This window comes from Caballeronia sp. SL1002, from assembly GCF_057814995.1.
This window is the reverse complement of sequence record NZ_JBYMUW010000004.1, coordinates 20702-38152: the sequence shown is the minus strand read 5'-3', so window position 1 is coordinate 38152 and position 17451 is coordinate 20702. Positions and strand designations below refer to the sequence as shown.

The window sequence follows — 17451 nt, the reverse complement described above, 5'->3', positions numbered from 1 at the left end:
ACGCATGACGACACAGAAAACCGATCTGCTTTCTTTCGCGACTCGCTTCGCGCAGCTACCCGACGCGCAGCGCAAGGTGTTCATCGACAAACTCGGCGCGGCGGGTATCGACTTTCGTATGCTGCCGATTCCACCTCGCGCGGACCGTACGGCGAGCGTGCCGGCTTCGTTCGCTCAGACGCGGCTCTGGCTGCACGCGCGGATGATCGACGAGCCGGCGGCCTATCACATCACCGAGCGTCTACGGCTCGACGGTACGCTCGACGCAAACGCGTTGCGTCTTTCCTGCGATGCGCTGATTGCGCGTCACGAAGCGTTACGCACGACATTTAGCGAAAGTGCGGATGGTGTGCTGCAAACGGTTCATGCGCCTGCGCGCTGCCGGTGGCATTCGGTGGATCTGAGCGGATTGCCCGCGAGCGAGCGTGAAAAGCGCGCGCGGGAGATCGCGCTGGCCGACGAGGCGCTGCCCTTCGATCTGACGCACGGGCCAATGATGCGCGCGCATCTGATCCGCTTCGATGCAACGACGCACTGGCTCGCGCTGACGACGCATCACATCGTGTCGGACGGCTGGTCGGGCGATGTCGCGCTCGCTGAACTCGCCTCGTTTTATCGCTCGTATGCGAAGAACGAAGCCGTGACGCTCGCTCCGTTGCCGATTCAATACGCCGATTACGCGGCCTGGCAACGCCGCTGGCTCGACGCGGGCGAACGCGAGCGTCAACTGCAATTCTGGCGCGCGCAACTCGATCCAGCCCGCGATGTGCTGATGTTGCCGGACGCCGCATCGCGTCCCGCGCAGCGCAGCGCACGCGCCGCGCGTCACCATTTCCGGCTCGATGCCGCCTTCGCGCAGCGCGTGAAGGCGTTCGCCCATGCGCAGCGCGCGACGCCCTTCGCGGTCTTGCTCGCGACGCTCAACGCGCTCTTCGCGCGTGCTTCCGGCGAGTCGCCTATTCAGATCGGCGTGCCGTCCGCGAATCGCGAGCGCGGCGAAACGGCCGGTCTTATCGGCTTTTTTGTGAACACGTTGACCCTCGCAACGCGTGTCGCCGCGACGGATTCGTTTGCGGCGCTAGTCGATGCAACGCAGCGCGGTCTGGTGGATGTGCAATCGCATCAGGACGTGCCGTTCGAGCAGGTTGTCGAGGCGCTCGGCGTGGTGCGCAGCGCGAGTCATCATCCGCTGTTTCAGGTGATGGCCGCATACGGCGCGCGTCGTCCGCTGCCGCTGCTCGCCGACGTGCGCATGACCGAGTTGCCGTCCGGGACGCCGTTTGCCAAGTTCGACCTGACCTTGAATTTCGAGGAGCGCGACGACGGATCGATCGACGCGGGTCTGATCTATGCGCTCGATTTGTTCGAAGCGGATGCGGCCGAACGGCTCGCTCGCCGCTTCATCGAATTGCTGACGAACGCGCTCGACGCACCCGCTACGCTCGTCGCCGATCTGCAATGGTTGCCCGCTGCGGAGCGCGATCAGCTCGCAGCATGGAATTGCAATCCGCCCGATGAAGACGGCACGTTCACGCCCGTACACGAACGCATCGCGGCGCACGCGCGCGCGCGGCCGGAGGCGCGAGGTGTCGCCGATACGGATCGCTCGCTCACGCGTGGCGAAGTCGATGCGCGCGCGACGCGGCTTGCACAGCGGCTCATCGCGGCGGGCGTGCGTGCCGAAATGCGCGTCGGCGTGGCGCTCGGGCGCTCGGTGGATCTGCTCGTCGGGTTGATTGCCGTGCTGAAATCGGGCGGCGTATTCGTGCCGCTCGACCCGAGCCATCCTCGCGAACGGCTCGCGCAAATCATCGACGACGCGCGGATCGAGCATATCGTCACCGAGCGCGCGAGTCTCGCCGCGCTGCCGGTTTCGGATCACATGCGCGTGTGGCTGATCGGCGATGAAAGTCTCTTCCACGACGACGAAACAAGCGCGGTCGCGCTGCCCGCCGTCGTGCCGACGCAAGCCGCCTATGCAATCTACACGTCCGGTTCGACGGGCAGGCCGAAAGGCGTGATCGTCGATCACGGCTCGTTCGCGCGGCATTGCGCGGCCATCGCGAAGCGCTACGGCGCGAGCGAAAACGATGTGTTCCTGCTGTTCCAGTCGGTCAATTTCGACGGCGCGCACGAAGGCTGGTTCTCGCAATATCTGTCGGGCGCGGCGGTGGCGGTGACCGCCGACACGCTCTGGCCGCCCGCGCTCACGTGCAGGCTGATGGTGCGCGAAGGCGTGACGATGACCTACGTGCCGCCCGGTTGCGCGACCCAGCTTGCGGAATGGGCGCTCGCTCATGGTGCGCCGCCGACGCTCCGTTCGCTGACGGTCGGCGGCGAAGCGACCTCGCGCGAGGCATTCGCGCTGATGCGCCGCGCGTTTCCGAACGCGCGCATCGTCAATGGTTATGGTCCGACCGAAACCGTGATCACGCCGATGCTCTGGATGTTCTACCCGAACGACGATCCCGCCAAGCTGGCCGACAGCGCGTATCTGCCGATCGGTACGCTCGTCGGCGCGCGCACCGCGCATGTGCTCGACGCGCGGCTGAATCCGCTGCCGGTCGGCGTGATCGGCGAGTTGTATCTGGGCGGCGAAGGCGTCGGCGTGGCGCGCGGTTATCTCGACCGGCCTGGGTTGACAGCCGAGCGCTTCGTGCCCGATCCGTTCGGCGTGCCGGGCGCGCGGCTGTATCGAACCGGCGACCTGGTCAAGCGGCGCGCCGATGGCGTGTTCGATTTCATCGGCCGCGTCGATCATCAGGTGAAACTGCGCGGATTGCGGATCGAACTGGGCGAGATCGAAGCACAACTCGCGGCGCACGACGATGTGCGCGAAGCGGTGGCGGTGGTGAACGGGCGTGGCGCGCAAGCGGCGCTCGTCGCGTATGTCGAACTGAACGCGGAAGCGCAGGCACGCGCGCTGCACGGCCATGCCGCCGATGCCGCCGAACTCGACGCGCATCTGCGTCACACGCTGCCCGATTACATGGTGCCGGCGCATATCGTCGTGCTCGACGCTTTGCCGCGCAATGCAAACAGCAAGGTGGATCGCGCGGCGCTGCCGGAGCCGAAGCGCATGCAGCGCGCCTATGAAGCGCCCACTGAAGGAACCGAAGCGACGCTCGCGCAAATCTGGCGCGAGGTGCTCGGTGTCGAGCGTATCGGCCGTGCGGATCACTTTTTCGAGCTCGGCGGCCACTCGCTCGCGGCCGTGCGCGTGGCGACGCGCGTGGCCGAGCGGCTCGCGCGCGACGTGCCGGTTCGCAGTTTGTTCGAAGCGCCGGTCCTGTCGCAATACGCGCAGCGCGTGGTCGCCGCGCCGCATGCGGGCGCGATGGCGGATGCGGCGGGCGTCGTGACCGATCGTACGCTCGCGCCCGATGCGGCTGGTGTGCTGCCGCTCTCTGCCGCGCAACTCGGCCTGTGGTTCCTGTGGCGCGCGCAACCCGACAGCGCCGCGTACAACATTCCCGTTGCATTGCGATTGCGCGGGACGCTCGCGACCGATGCGTTGCGCGAAGCGATCGCTCAGGCCGCGGCGCGTCATCCGGCGCTGCGCACGCGCTTTGTCGATGGCACGAATGGCGTGCCGGGCCAGCGTATCGAGCCGATGGTCGCGGTCCACTTGCCGGTGACCGACCTCACCAATGAGCCGGACGCGAACGCGCGTAGCACGCGGGCCGCATCGCTCACCGACGACGACGCGCTGACGCCGTTCGATCTGCTCGCCGCATCGCCGCTCTGGCGCGCGCGTTTGATTCGTCTCGCCACCGACGATCACGTCCTCTCGCTCGTGGTTCATCACATCGTTTCGGACGGCCATTCCATCGACGTGTGGCTTGACGACATCCGCGCGACCTACGTTGCGCTCGAATCGGGCGCGGCGCCTGGACGCACGGTCCCGACGCCCTCTGATGCGCTTCCGGTGCTGCCTGCGTTGCCGGGTGCCGCGAGCGCCGCGCGTCTCGCGTTCTGGCGCGAGGCGCTCGACGCCGCGCCCGCGAATATCTTGCCGCCGCCCGCGTCGGGCCGCTTTGCCGCGCCGCAGTGGAAGGCAAGCCGGATCGCGTTCGCGCTCGATAAAGCGCTGGTGCGCCGCGCCCGCGCGCTGTCGCTCGACGCGCAGGCAACTCTGCCGATGCTGCTGCACGCCGCACTGAATGTCGCGCTGTATCGGCTGACCGGCGCCGCCGATCAACCCATCGGCGTGCTGGCTTCGACCCGCGAGCTGACCGGTGAAGCCGCGCGCGACGCGCTCGGGCTCTTCATCAATTCGGTGGTGGTGCGCACGCGGCTCGGGCCGCGCGATTCGCCCGCAACGGTCGTGAGCGCCGTGCGCGATGCGGCGCTCGCGGCCTACGCCCACGCGGATACGCCGTTCGCCGATGTCGTGGCCGCGCTCGGCGCGTCGCGCTCGGGGCTTGCCAATCCGCTGTTTCAGGTGATGTTCAACTATTTGCGCCCGGCGGGCGCGGCCGAACGCGAATGGGCGGGACTCGCGCTCGACGCGTTCAACGATGTGCGGCATCGCGTGGTCTTCGAACTGGAACTCGATCTGGTCGAGCATCCCGATGGCCGCGTGACCGGCGCGTTTTCCTACGCGAACGAGCTGGTGGACCGCGTGTTCGTCGAGACGCTCGCGGCCGACTATCTCGCGGTCGTGGCGCATTTCGTCGATACACCGCACGAGACGCTCGGCACAGCGCAGGCGCGCTTCGCGGTCACACCGCATCCTGAACAGCCGCTGGAAAAGCGCGACGCCGCAACAGCCGCGCGACTCGCGCGAATCTGGCGCGATCTGTTCGATGGCCAGACGGTCGCGCACGACGAGAACCTGTTCGAAGCGGGCGCGACATCGTTCGACGTCGTGCGGTTTGTCGACGCGGCGCAGGCTGCGGGATTCTCGCTGTCCATCGCCAACGTGTTCGATACGCCGAACTTCGCGGGCCTCGGCGGGCAACTCTCGGCGCGCGCATCGGCGTGCACGGAGACGCGCGATGCCGGCTGAACGTTCGCGGTTCATTTTTCCCGGACTGCGCGTGCCGCGCGCAGCCGTCATCCAATAAAGGACCTGAGACATGCAGAGAGAACCTGTATTCGATCTGATCGGCGTTGGCTTTGGGCCGTCGAATCTTTCGCTGGCCGTTCGGCTTGCCGAAGAGGCGGGAGCATCGCATCTTGCGCATTGCTTTATCGAACGCCAGCCGGAGTTCGGCTGGCATCGCGGCATGCTGCTGGACGATTGCCGGATGCAGATTTCCTTCCTCAAGGATCTCGTCACACAGCGCGATCCGAAAAGCCGTTTCACGTTCATCAATTATCTGTTCGAGCGAGGACGTCTCAACGATTTCGTCAATTTAAAGAGTTTTTATCCGACGCGAATCGAGTTCCACGACTATTTGCGCTGGGTGGCGGACACGTTCGACGAGCGCGTTCATTACGGACATTCCGTGACCGCGGTCGAACCGGTTTTCGTCGCGGATAACAGCGACGAGATCGGCGCGCTGCGCGTGTTTTCCTGCGATCAGGAAGGCCGCGAATGGCAGCGCGTCACGCGTGCATTGTCGATCGGGATCGGTGGTGCGGCGCAGGTGCCTGAGGCCTTCGAAGCGCTCGGACCGCACAACGTGATTCATTCGTCGCGCTATCTCACGTCGATCGATCACGTCGTGGGCAAGCCTGCCGACGGGCCGCGCAAGCGCGTTGCCGTGATCGGCGCGGGGCAGAGTGCGGCGGAGGTATTCGTCGATCTGTCGCGGCGTTTTCCGCAGGTGGACGCGAGCCTCGTCATTCGTTCGGGCGCGCTCAAGCCCGCCGACGACACGCCCTTCGTGAATGAAATTTTCAGCCCCGCGTTCACCGACGTAATGTATTCGCAGACGCGAGACGCGCGCCGTTCGCTGATCGAGCGCTTTCGCGATACGAACTACGCGGTGGTCGATCGTCCGCTTATCGAACAGATCTACGAGATGCTGTATCTGCAGAACGTCTCCGACGACTCGCGTCATCGGCTGCTTGCGAACACCGGCATCGAAGCCGCCGCGCGCACCGCGAGCGGACAGATCGAATTGACGTTGCGCGACCGGCTTAACGGTCATGCGCGGGCCGAACGTTTCGATGCGATCGTGCTGGCGACGGGTTATCGGCGCGATACGCATATCGCGTTGCTGAATGGACTGTCGCCCCATCTGGATGAAGCGCTGTCCGAGGGCAATGTCGAACGCGACTATCGGCTCTCGACGCCGGATCACTTCAAGCCGCGGATCTATCTTCAGGGCTGCTGCGAAGAGTCGCACGGCTTGTCGGACACGTTATTGTCCGTGCTCGCGCTTCGATCCGATGAAATCGCGGCGTCGCTCGCGGAGCATTCGGCGCGACGTTCTGCCGGGTCGCAACAGAAGAAAGCACACGGCGGCCGCATGGCGTTCGCGGTCTGAAATCGAGCCTGAAATCTAACCTCTATGTCGAAGAAAAAACTCGTCTATATTTTGTCGCTAAGAAACGCCGCAGCCGATCGGGCAGGGCAAGACATCGAGTACAAGGGCGGTCTGCGCTACATGAAGTCGCCGCTTGAATTTCTCGTTGAGCGGCTCGACAATTCCAGTTTGGGCGACACGTATTCGCTCGCGGGCGTGATCTACGACGACGACGAAGAGTCGTCCGCCGACCGTGAAAAGCTGCAGCATTACGGCTTTTCGTGCCAACCGGGCAAGCAGTGGATCCATCCGGCCGCGCTCACCGTACAGGGCAAACGCGTCACCAGTTTGCTACATGCAATTCCTTCGACGTATCGCCGCCTGCCGATTGGCGCGAGCGCGCGTCCTGCGCAAAAGAGCGTATTCGAACGGCATTTGCTCGACAAACTGCTCGCGCTCGAAGCGGATGTCGTGGTGCTCGACGGACTGCTCGTGATCCTCGATGAACTGGTGCGTCCGGGCGCGCGATTTCATCGTCGCATTGCCAATATTCATCCGGGCATTACGCGTCTCGATTCCCCGTACGAACGGCGTGGCGCGTGGGCGACGCTGGATGCGATGTACGGCGCGCGCGGCGAGAAAGTCGTGGACTGGCGCACGATGGAAACGCGGCCGGCGCCGCGTGTCGATATGACGGGTGCGTCGTTCCATTACGTGGACAACGGTATCGATTCCGGCGAGGTGATCTTCGACGTGCTCGATACGCCGATCGACGTCGCGGACACGATCCTCGAATTGCGCTGGAACAATTTCAATCGGAGCCTCTTTCCCGCGCTCGTTGGCGGCCTCGCGACGATGGCCGCGCGCTTCGCGAAAGAGACGGCCTGAATGCTGAACCTACGAAACGCTGGAGACACGATCATGAATACCGGCTTCCATCCTCTCGACATTGCGGATCGCACGCTTGACGTGTGGCGTCCCGATCTCGCGCCGGATGCGTTGTTGCCCGCGCTCGCCGAGCTGTTTTGCGACGATGGACGGCGCACGTCGGCGACGCTCGCGCTTCCGTTGAGTGTCGCCGATGCGTCGGCGGTTCGTGCGTTCACGGAACGCGCTGTCGCCACGGGCGTGATCGACAGCGCTGTGGTCGAAGATGGCGTCATGTTGACGACGACGTCGCGGCAAACGTTTTGGTCGCTGCCGCGTCCGTGGCTGAAGGCGGCCGCGTCGAGCGAGATGCCGTTGCAGTACACGAGCACGCAGGAGCGGCGTCATCCGGTGCGCCCGCCGAACGCGCACGGCACGATTTACGAGCGCTACTTTCCGCAAATCGACATGACGTTGAGCCTGCGCACCGTCGACCCCGAAGCGGACGCCGACGTCTTCAGCGGCTGGATGAACCTCGATCGCGTTGCCGAGTTCTGGGACCAGCGAGGCACCCGCGCCGAGCACGCGGCTTATCTGGCAGAACGGCTCGCGGACCCGCACATGCATCCGATGATCGGCTATTTCGACGACACGCCGTTCGGTTACTTCGAGTTCTATTGGGCGAAGGAAGACCGCATCGCGCCGTTCTACGACGCGGGCGATTTCGACCGTGGGCTGCATCTTTTGATCGGCGATCCGCAGTTCCAGAGCGCAGGAAAACTCAAGGCGTGGTGGAGCGGCGTGCTGCACTACATGTTTATCGACGAGCCTCGCACGCAGCGGCTCGTCGGCGAGCCGCGCGTCGATCATGTGCGTCATATCGCGTACATGCACCGGATGGGATTTCACACGCTGAAGGAATTCGATTTCCCGCACAAACGCGCGGCATTGACAGTGATCGAGCGCGAGAAGTTCTTCAATGACTTCAGGTTCTAGGTACGCTGCGGTTCGCTTGCCGCTAAGCGACACCTGGCCTTCCGATGTGAGCGTATGGCATGTGCGTATGCCCCGCTTGCTGCCGGGTACGCTTCATCTCGATTCGGCGGAGCAACAGCGCGCCGCGCGTTATCGGAGGATGGAAGATCGCGTGAGGTTCGCCGTGACGCGTTCGGCGTTGCGCGAGTTGCTGGGCGTTCGGCTCGGCATCGACCCGCAAGCGGTGCGATTCGCGGTGTCGCACCACGGGCGTCCGGAATTGGCCGATGCGCCCGCGCTGTCGTTCAACGTCTCGCATGCGGGTGAGCATGCGTTGATCGCGATGTCGAATGTGCGGCGGGTCGGCGTGGATATCGAGCGCATCGATGCTGCCGTGGATTGGCGCGCGTTGCTCGACATCGTCTGCACGAAGGAGGAGCAGGACAAGCTCGCGCGCATGCAGTCCACGTTACAGCGTGACGCGTTCTTTCGCTGCTGGACTGCCAAGGAAGCTTTGCTGAAGACGTTAGGCGTGGGCATTATCGACGGCATGGTGGCGCTTGCCGTCGATGGCGAAATGGGCGCGCTAAAGGCGCCGGTTGTCAGCGACACTCGACCCGGCGACGCGCACGGCTTGCAGTTCGACTGGCTGCCTTGGGTCGCCGGATACTCCGCTTGCCTTGCGTTCGGGACGCAGCTAAACGTTGCGCGCTATCAGGCCGCGATCGAATCGAATGAGACTTGCGGCACGCCCCGATGCGCCTCGATCAGCCGATAAACCGCTTCGCCCGGTACCGTTTCGCGAGCGAGCAATTGCTCCGCAATCGCACGCAGAACCGGCTCGTACTCATGCAATAGCGCATAGCATTGTTCGTCGAGTTCCTTCAGCAGAATATTGGCGTGGTCGATGGCATTCTTTAACTGAAGTCCGGCGTATTGGGTCGGCAGCGCTGCAAGGCTGAACAAGTTTCCATCGCGGTTAAAGCCGAATTTCGACACCATGTCCAGTCCGATACGCGATGCCTCCTGCAGATCCTGTGCCGCGCCGCTCGATGCTTCGGAGAGGGCGAGCAGTTCGGCGTTGCGGCCGCCGAGCAGGACCTGAATCTCGTTGCGCATTTCGGTTTCGCGGTAGAGATGCTTGTCGCGCGGTTTGGTGATCAACGCGACGCCGAGCGCGCCGCCGCGCGGCAGAATGGTCACTTCTTCCAGCACGCCGGTGCCGAGCAAGGCGGCGATCAGTCCGTGGCCCGCTTCATGGATCGCGATGCGGGCACGCTCGTCTTCGTCGAGCGCGCGTTCGGCACCGCTTACATCGCCGATCCGCGCAATCTTGATTGCTTCGAGAAAGTGCTGTGACGTCACGCACTTTTCACCCGCCTTGCGTGCCACGAGGCCCGCCTGATTGACGACCATCGCGAGCGTTGCGGGCGAGAGCCCGGTGGTCAGGCGCGCCATCTGCGTGTAGTCGATGTCGTCGGCTTTCGACGTCAGCTTCGCCGCGTAGAAGCGGAAAATTTTCGCGCGGTCTTCGAGGTCGGGCAACCGCACCTGCACGGTACGGTCGAAACGGCCCGGGCGGCGCAAGGCTTCGTCGAGATTGTCCGGATGGTTGGTCGCCGCGACGATGATGACGCCTTCGTTCGACTCGAAACCGTCCATTTCCGCGAGCAACTGATTGATGATCCGGTTGCTCTCGGCTTCGACCGGACCGCTATTCGTATCCGTACGCTTGGCAAGACCGTCGGCTTCGTCGATAAAGATGACCGTCGGTGCATTCTTGCGTGCAAGTTCGAACAGATGCTTGACCTTCTGAATACCGACGCCGTAATACTTCGCGCTGAAGTAGCTTCCGGTGATGGAGATGAAGTTCGCATTGCATTCGCCGGCTAGCGCCTGAGCGAGCCGCGTCTTGCCGACGCCCGGGCCGCCCGCCATCAGAATGCCGCACGGCGCGCGCACGCCCAGCGCGGTAAATTGCGCGGGATCGGTGAGATACGCGCGGATATCCGCGAGCGCCGCCTTGGCTTCGCTGGCACCGATCACGTCGTCGAAGGTCATGTCGGGCGCGCGGCCGAGCAGCTTCGCGCCGCCGGTCATTTCGCGCCGCATGAACCACGCGAGGCCGCCGATCATCAGCAGCGGAAAGAGTACGCTGCACACGTCGCGCGCGTGATCCACGATGCCCGCCCACTTCGCGTTTGCGGAACGGATGTTCGCGTCCGGGAGCCACACGAGTTGATAAGGCGCGCGTTCCTGAGCGTTCGGTTCGCTAAGCAGGAGCGCGTGCGAGAAGGTCGCGTTGTGATCGGTGACGAAATAACGCTGACCGTCCCGCGTCGAAACGAGAATCGCATTCGGACTTACGCCGACTGCAACGATGTTGCCGTCGCGAATGTCGCCGAGCATCTGCGATGCGTCTTTTTCGCGGTGCGTCCAGAGCGTCGTATCGCTTCGCATCCGGCTCGCGACGCCTGTCAATTCCGGCGCGCGTGCGTCGTGCTGCACGTAACGCCAAAGCACGAGCGCCATCAACATCACCACGGCCGCACTCGCTGCACCGATGATGACTTTACGGCGGTGTTTGCCCCAAAACGATTTCTTGCCCGATTTCATCTGTCGCTTCCAAAACAGCCGAATCTCTTTTCGGCCTGATACGTGATAGAGGTCGGCTGAGCGGTGTCGTCGAACGAACAGCGCAAGATCGCGTGCTAAAGCCGAGCGGCGCGGCGCGCGAAATTTCCGATACGTCACGATTATGCTTTGCGCCCCCTGCATTCCAAGCGGCGGAAAAGCGCCTGTTTGCGTGCTAATCCAACGGTTTGAAGCCTTGGCGCCGCGCTAAGGACACGGAAATTTTTCCCGTTTCGCGTGCGCAAACCCTTACCAATTTCCAGAGGAAACCGTCCATTGCCGACACCGCGATTCGAACGATCGTGCGCATAGAATCGTCTCCAGACTGATAAAAAAATGGAGGAGACACATGAAGTACGCACAGGTGGCCGGCATTGCCGGCGGATTGTTGATGGCGACAACCGTTCATGCACAGAGCGCCGGCAATTGGGTGGCGAACGTCGGCTGGTTCCATCTTGCCCCGCAGGTGTCCAGCCAGCCGTTTTCGATCAACGCACTCGGGGCGAGCACGACGTCGGCGGGTTCCGGGGCGACGGTCGAGGGCGCGGATACATTCGGCTTGACCGCAACGTATTTCGTTACCGATCACGTTGCGCTTGAGGCCGTTCTTGGCGTGCCGCCCAAGTTCTCGCTCGACGGCACGGGGACGCTTTCGGGGCTTGGCGAAATGGGCACGGCGTACGAATGGAGTCCGACGCTGTTGCTGAAGTATTACTTCAACGACGCGCAGAGCCGTTTTCGACCGTTCATCGGTGCGGGCGGCGCGTATGTCTGGTATAGCGGCGTGAAATTGAGTTCGGCGATGTCGAGCGGATCGTTTCTGTATTCGCCTGTGTATCGGACCGCGCTCGAAGGCCCGACTACCGCCAAGCTGAGCAGTTCATTCGCGCCGGTCGTTAATGCGGGGTTCGCGTATAACTTCGACAAGCACTGGTCAGCGGGGGTGTCGGTGTCCTACATGTGGATCTCCACGCGCGCTACGCTTACTACGCAGTCCGCTGTTGGGACTGTCAGCAGTACGTCGAAGATCAAGCTTAATCCGATCGTTTCGTTTGTTTCGGTGGGGTATCGGTTTTGATTTGCTGGCGCACGGTGGTTTGGCGCCGTGGGGCGGCTTGAGGGTGGGTGGGTTACACCGTCTGATGTTCGGCCGCTTCTTTTGAACTTGCTTTCGTGTAGGTTTATTAGCACGCCGCTATGCGCGGCAGCAGTCACTTTCTTTGCTGCTGCAAAGAAAGTAACCAAAGAAAGCAGCTTATCCGCCTAAGTGTCCACCTCGAATAACCTTGCGGATAGGCACGCAGGCTGACTATGGCAACTCGTATTCGTTGGTATTGGCACAGCACTTGTCAGGTCCATCCTCGCTGCGCTCGGACGATGGGCGTATTTAACAACCAGCGGTCGGTATGGTTCGCTGGGTTTGTTTTTTTGTTATGCCGTTCCGGCAGGCACTTCGTGCCTGCGGGGGTGGATGAGCGGCTCCACTCTGTCTTGTGGTGCGATGGCCGAATCAGCTTGCGCGCCACTCCCGGTTACGGTTCGTGGTGGACACTTAGACGGACAAGCTGCTTTCTTTGGTTACTTTCTTTGCAGCAGCAAAGAAAGTGACTGCTGCCGCGCACAGCGGCGTGCTAATAAGCCTGCACGAAAGCAAGTTCCCAGAGAGCGCCGGAGCATCAGACGGTTTACCCCGACCACCCTCAAGCCGCCCCACGGCGCCGAATCCCGTGCTTTCTTTGGTTACTTTCCTTGCAGCTAGCCAAAGAAAGTGACTGCTGCCGCGCACAGCGGCGAGCTAATAAACCGACACGAAAGCAAGTTCCCAGAAACCGCCAGACGACCAAAGCGATCAACACCAAGCAACCCGCAACCCGCGCGCTCCACCAACGAAGTTCGGAATCGGAGGCGCACCGCGCAGGCCGCCACCACCGTCCAACAACAGAACCGCCGCATGACGTCAATTTATGGTATCTGTGCAGAACGACTGTAAGCCGTGACGGTGCGCGTCCCTCGGTGCGCGCCGGTTCTGCTGGCGCAAGCGGCCAGCGCCTGCGTCAAACAATCCTATCTCGGGAGCGCTATATGAAACGCCGTCGCTTTACATCGCTTTCCGCCGTTGCGCTGACAATGGCGATCACCGGTTGCAGCACGACCAGCGGTTCAAAAACCGATGCCGCAAGCAAACGTCAGGAAATCGACGCGGGCGTGTCGGCCGCGCTCAACAAGCTCTATGCATCCGTGAAAGGATCCCGCGAACTCGCAGGCAAAGCGCAGGGCATCCTCGTATTTCCGAATGTCCTCGCCGCCGGTCTCGTGATCGGAGGCGAATACGGCGAAGGTTCGCTACAGGCAGCCGGTTCGACCGCAGGCTATTACAGCACCGCGACCGGGTCGTTCGGGCTGCAGATCGGCGCGCAGTCCAAGGCGGTGATCTTCATGTTCATGACCAAGGACGCATTCGATAAATTCCGCGCCAGCAAGGGCTGGACTGCGGGCGTCGACGCCAACGTGGCGCTCGCGAAAATGGGCGCGGACGGGAGTATCGATACCAGCAGCATTTCGGCCCCCGTGCTTGGTTTCGTGCTCAACAACGCTGGACTGATGGCGAATCTTTCGCTGCAAGGTACGAAGGTCAGCAAGCTCGACATCTAATCTGTCCCATTCGGCGATCCATGCCGCTGTGCGCGAACGTCGCGCGCAGCGGGGTCGATTTGTTCATCGCGACGCTAGCGGATAGGTTCGCCGCCGTCTTGCTGCGCTCGAAAGAGGGCGTGGAAAGTGTCGACCACGGCCCCGATCACGGGGCACCTAAGCGTCCCAAAGCGGAAGGCCGTCCGATGAACGTGCGCGGTGAAGTCGTGTTGCCGCTCTATGGGCAGAAGGGCGAACCGCGCGGCGCGTTGCTCGATGACGGCACGTCGTTGCGCGTGCCGCCGCACGCCGCCGCCGAACTGAGTGCGTATCTCGCGCGCGGCGCGCATGTCGAGGCGTGGGAAACGGCGCGAAGACGAAGCACGGCCTGACTATCGACGTGCACGAGATCGCCGAATTGATCGGTGCTGAAAAGGCTTAAGCCGCCACGCTGAATCGCGTCGCGCGCTCGCTGCGCTTCAGCGGCGCGTCGGACGATCCGACGGGCCGTGACGCCGCATGAAAACGTCGATATCGTCGCCGCGACCCGACGTGAACGCGCGAATCAGCACGATACCGATAAAGCTCAAAATTAGAATGACCGCTGGAATCTCCAGGATAGTCTGGTCCATGAAAAGCTCCGAAACGTTGGGTGCCGCCGGTGCGCCCGGGCAAAAACACCCGGGTCCGGTCGGCAGGAGACGTCTTCATGGTAGAGCCGCGTGGCGCGTGCGCCAAACGAGCATTTTTCACGGCTATGTGAGAAATATTGCGCTTACTTCGAGTAGCAACAAAGTAACCGGTTACTGCCGTTCCGGAAACCGCAGCTTAGAGTGATTCCGGCCATAAGAAAGATAAATCACCATGCCGATCACGAGCCACACCACGAGCCGCACCCACGTCACGAGCGGCAATCCCGCCATCAGCAGCAGGCAGAACAGGATGCCGAGAATCGGCACGATCGGCACGCCCGGCACGCGGAACGGCCGCGATGCGCCCGAATCGCTGCGTCGGAGGTAGATCACGGCGCCGCACACGAGGATGAACGCGAACAGCGTGCCGATGCTGACCATCTCGCCCAGCACGTTGATCGGCGTCAGCGCCGCCACAATCGCGACAATGGAGCCGATCATGATCTGGCTCAGGTGCGGCGTCTGAAGGCGCGGATGCACGCGCGCGAACATCCGCGGCAGCAAGCCGTCTTGCGACATCGTGAAGAAGATGCGGCTCTGGCCGTAGAGCAGCACGAGAATCACCGTGGTCAGGCCCGTCAGCGCGCCGATCTTGATGAGGATCGAGAACCAGTTGAGGCCGATTGCATCCACGCCCTTGGCGATCGGGTCCGGCACGTTCAGTTGGGCATACGGCACGAGGCCCGTCAAAACGCCCGCGACCAGAATGTAGAGCACGGTGCAGATCACGAGCGAGCCGAGAATGCCGATCGGCATGTCGCGTTGCGGCTTTTTCGCCTCCTGCGCGGCCGTCGATACCGCGTCGAAGCCGATGAACGCAAAGAACACCACCGCCGAGCCGCGCAAGATTCCGCTCATGCCGAAGTTGCCGAACTCGCCCGTGTTCGCGGGAATGAACGGGTGCCAGTTCGCCGGCTTCACGAAGAACACGCCGAGCGCGATGAACGCCACCACCACGACCAGTTTCACCGCGACCATGATGTTGTTGAGCCTCGCGGACTCCTTGGTGCCGAGCACGAGCATGGTCGTCAGGATCGCGATGATGAGGATGGCCGGGAGATTGATGACGCCTGTCGCCGTCGTGCCGTCCGCGAGTTTGATGACGGTGCCGGGCGCGGCGGCGAGGATCGGCGGAATGTTGATGCCGACGTTATGCAGCAAGCTCACGATATAGCCCGACCAACCCACCGCGACGGTCGCCGCGCCCATCGCGTATTCGAGGATCAAGTCCCAGCCGATGATCCACGCGAAGATCTCGCCCAGCGTCGCGTAGGTGTACGTGTAGCTGCTGCCGCACACCGGCAGCATGGCCGCGAGTTCCGAGTAACACAGGCCGACGAACGCGCACGCGATCCCGCCGAGCACGAAGGACAAGATGATGCTCGGCCCGGCGAACTGTGCGGCCGCCGTGCCGGTCAGCACGAAAATGCCCGCGCCGATGATCGCGCCGATGCCCATCGCCGTGATGCTCGTCGCCCCCAGCGTTTTCGATAACGAGTGCCCGCCCTCCGCGTCGGCGCTTCCCACGATGTCGGCGACGGACTTCCGCGCCATGTAACTGGTGTCGGCCATGATGAGTCGTCCTGTTCAAATGAGTTTTGGACACGGACCGACGCAGCTTGCCTCGGCTCGTGGAGCACGACAAAAGCGACTGTTACCGAAAAGTTGGACAAGCGTTGAGATGAGCGGAGTGCTGAATTCAGTCTATCCCGAATTAAAAGCTTTGTGGATGCATGGGTTCGTGCAAAGGGCGCGCGATGCGTCTGAGGAATGGCGCGAAAAGTGCAGCGCTTAAGCCCGATGGTGCAATGCCGCGTACTGCAGAAGCATGATGGTCTTGCCATCGACGATCTCGCCGCGCGTAATCGCGGCCAGCGCCTCGCTCAACGGCAATTCGATGACTTCGAGATCCTCGCCTTCGGCTTCGACGCCGCCGCCGTGCCCGATGCGTGTCGATGCATCGTAGTGCGCGATGAAAAAATGCAGCTTCTCCGTGACCGATCCCGGACTCATGAACGCCTCGAAAATCTTCGTCACGTCCTGCACGCGATAACCCGTTTCCTCCTCCACCTCGGCGCGGATGCGCGCTTCCGGCGAGGCGTTGTCCAGCAATCCCGCCGCCGCTTCCACCAGCATGCCGTCATGGCCGTTGACGAAGGCCGGCAGGCGAAATTGCCGCGTGAGGACGACGGTCTGCTGCTCGCGGTTGAACAGCAGCACGGTCGCGCCGTTGCCCCGGTCGTAGGTCTCGCGGCTCTGGCGTTGCCAGGTGCCGTCGCGCCGCTGGAAGTCGAAGGTAGTCTTTTTCAGCACGTACCAGTCATCGGACAGCACGGTTGTATCGACGATTCGAACCCGGTCTTTCGTTGCGGCCATGCGCACTCCTGTTGGTGGGAAAAGAGCAATCATGGTATCGTGCATATTCGTGCAATATCAAGAAAAAACGTGCAATCACCATGTTGACCACCCAACGCAAGAAAGCGATTCTCGACCAGCTCGCCCGCGATGGGCAGGTGCTGGCCGCGCCGCTCGCGGTGCTTTTCGGTGTCTCGGAAGATACGGTCCGGCGTGACTTGCGCGAACTCGCGTCCGAGGGTTTGCTGCAACGGGTCCACGGCGGCGCATTGCCCGCGTCGTCTGCCGTCGTGCCGTTCGCCGAGCGGCGCGGACTCGAATCGGCGGGAAAGCGCGCGATCGGCGCGGCGGCCGCGGCAATGATCGGGACCGGCCAGATCGTGATCGTCGACGGCGGGACGACTTCGGCGGAACTCGTCGCGCACATCCCGCGCGCGTTGTCGGCGACGGTCGTCACGCACAGTCCGAGCGTCGCGGTGGCGCTCGCCGATCACCCGAGCATCGACGTGATCGTGATCGGCGGGCGGCTGTACAAGCATTCGATCGTGACGGTCGGCGCGGCAGCTATCGAGGCGATGTCGCATATCCGCGCCGACCTGTATTTCATGGGCGTGACGGGCGTTCACGCGCGCGCCGGCTTGAGCACCGGCGATCTCGAAGAGGCCTATGTCAAGCGCGCGCTCGCCGCGCGCGCAGCGGAAACGGTAGTGCTCGCGTCCACGGACAAGCTCAACGCGGCGTCGGCGTATGCGATCGGCGATATCACGCTGGCGCAGACGATCATCGTCGAGCGCGCGGCCGATATCGCATTGACGCAGCCGCTGGAAGAGGCGGGCGTCGCGATCGTGCGCGCCTGACGAAGGGCGCCATGCCACGCT

Annotated in this window: 13 protein-coding genes; 9 read left to right on the top strand and 4 right to left on the bottom strand. The window is 63.0% G+C overall.

Annotation, left to right across the window (positions count from 1 at the left end):
- Nucleotides 1–4: 4 nt before the first annotated feature.
- The 5 genes from AC3D25_RS21725 to AC3D25_RS21705 all read left to right on the top strand — a co-directional run bounded on the left by AC3D25_RS21725 (nucleotide 5) and on the right by AC3D25_RS21705 (nucleotide 9039).
- Nucleotides 5–5011 carry an amino acid adenylation domain-containing protein gene (locus AC3D25_RS21725; RefSeq protein ID WP_488890541.1) on the top strand — a complete coding sequence of 1669 codons (5007 nt, stop codon included), beginning with the start codon at nucleotides 5–7 and terminating at the stop codon, nucleotides 5009–5011.
- A gap of 70 nt (nucleotides 5012–5081) precedes the next feature.
- Nucleotides 5082–6440, top strand: coding sequence for a lysine N(6)-hydroxylase/L-ornithine N(5)-oxygenase family protein (locus tag AC3D25_RS21720; RefSeq protein WP_488890540.1), 1359 nt, complete (start codon nucleotides 5082–5084; stop codon nucleotides 6438–6440).
- 24 nt (nucleotides 6441–6464) lie between these two features.
- Nucleotides 6465–7307 (top strand): N(5)-hydroxyornithine transformylase PvdF, encoded by an 843-nt coding sequence (locus AC3D25_RS21715; protein WP_488890539.1) that lies wholly within the window; start codon nucleotides 6465–6467, stop codon nucleotides 7305–7307.
- A 33-nt stretch (nucleotides 7308–7340) separates the two neighbouring features.
- Nucleotides 7341–8282 carry a GNAT family N-acetyltransferase gene (locus AC3D25_RS21710; protein ID WP_488890538.1) on the top strand — a complete coding sequence of 314 codons (942 nt, stop codon included), beginning with the start codon at nucleotides 7341–7343 and terminating at the stop codon, nucleotides 8280–8282.
- Nucleotides 8283–8349: 67 nt separating this feature from the next.
- Nucleotides 8350–9039 carry a 4'-phosphopantetheinyl transferase family protein gene (locus tag AC3D25_RS21705; RefSeq protein ID WP_488890537.1) on the top strand — a complete coding sequence of 230 codons (690 nt, stop codon included), beginning with the start codon at nucleotides 8350–8352 and terminating at the stop codon, nucleotides 9037–9039.
- On the opposite strand, the gene AC3D25_RS21700 is transcribed toward AC3D25_RS21705, so the two are convergent.
- Nucleotides 8976–10877: an AAA family ATPase gene (locus AC3D25_RS21700; RefSeq protein ID WP_488890536.1), complete on the bottom strand. Its 1902-nt coding sequence runs from the start codon at nucleotides 10875–10877 to the stop codon at nucleotides 8976–8978. The genes AC3D25_RS21705 and AC3D25_RS21700 overlap by 64 nt on opposite strands.
- A gap of 367 nt (nucleotides 10878–11244) precedes the next feature.
- Between AC3D25_RS21700 and AC3D25_RS21695 the strand changes: the two genes are divergently transcribed.
- From AC3D25_RS21695 to AC3D25_RS21685, 3 genes are all read left to right on the top strand, one after another.
- The gene (locus AC3D25_RS21695) at nucleotides 11245–11973 is read left to right on the top strand and encodes an OmpW/AlkL family protein (RefSeq protein WP_488890535.1); all 729 of its coding nucleotides are present in this window, start codon (nucleotides 11245–11247) and stop codon (nucleotides 11971–11973) included.
- A gap of 1004 nt (nucleotides 11974–12977) precedes the next feature.
- Nucleotides 12978–13547, top strand: a complete 570-nt coding sequence (locus tag AC3D25_RS21690) for a BPSL1445 family SYLF domain-containing lipoprotein (protein ID WP_488890534.1) — start codon at nucleotides 12978–12980, stop codon at nucleotides 13545–13547.
- Between the two features lie 20 nt (nucleotides 13548–13567).
- Nucleotides 13568–13918 carry a hypothetical protein gene (locus AC3D25_RS21685; protein WP_488890533.1) on the top strand — a complete coding sequence of 117 codons (351 nt, stop codon included), beginning with the start codon at nucleotides 13568–13570 and terminating at the stop codon, nucleotides 13916–13918.
- Between the two features lie 87 nt (nucleotides 13919–14005).
- Here AC3D25_RS21685 and AC3D25_RS21680 read toward each other — a convergent pair whose 3' ends face one another.
- The 3 genes from AC3D25_RS21680 to AC3D25_RS21670 all read right to left on the bottom strand — a co-directional run bounded on the left by AC3D25_RS21680 (nucleotide 14006) and on the right by AC3D25_RS21670 (nucleotide 16594).
- Nucleotides 14006–14158, bottom strand: coding sequence for a hypothetical protein (locus tag AC3D25_RS21680; protein ID WP_488890532.1), 153 nt, complete (start codon nucleotides 14156–14158; stop codon nucleotides 14006–14008).
- 171 nt (nucleotides 14159–14329) lie between these two features.
- A complete protein-coding gene (locus AC3D25_RS21675; protein WP_488890531.1) occupies nucleotides 14330–15790 on the bottom strand; it encodes an amino acid permease in 1461 nt (486 codons plus the stop codon).
- Between the two features lie 219 nt (nucleotides 15791–16009).
- Nucleotides 16010–16594, bottom strand: coding sequence for an NUDIX domain-containing protein (locus tag AC3D25_RS21670; RefSeq protein WP_488890530.1), 585 nt, complete (start codon nucleotides 16592–16594; stop codon nucleotides 16010–16012).
- Nucleotides 16595–16674: 80 nt separating this feature from the next.
- Here AC3D25_RS21670 and AC3D25_RS21665 point away from each other — a divergent pair, with 80 nt between their 5' ends.
- Complete coding sequence (locus AC3D25_RS21665) at nucleotides 16675–17430, top strand: DeoR/GlpR family DNA-binding transcription regulator (RefSeq protein WP_488890529.1); 756 nt, start codon at nucleotides 16675–16677, stop codon at nucleotides 17428–17430.
- Nucleotides 17431–17451 lie beyond the last annotated feature (21 nt).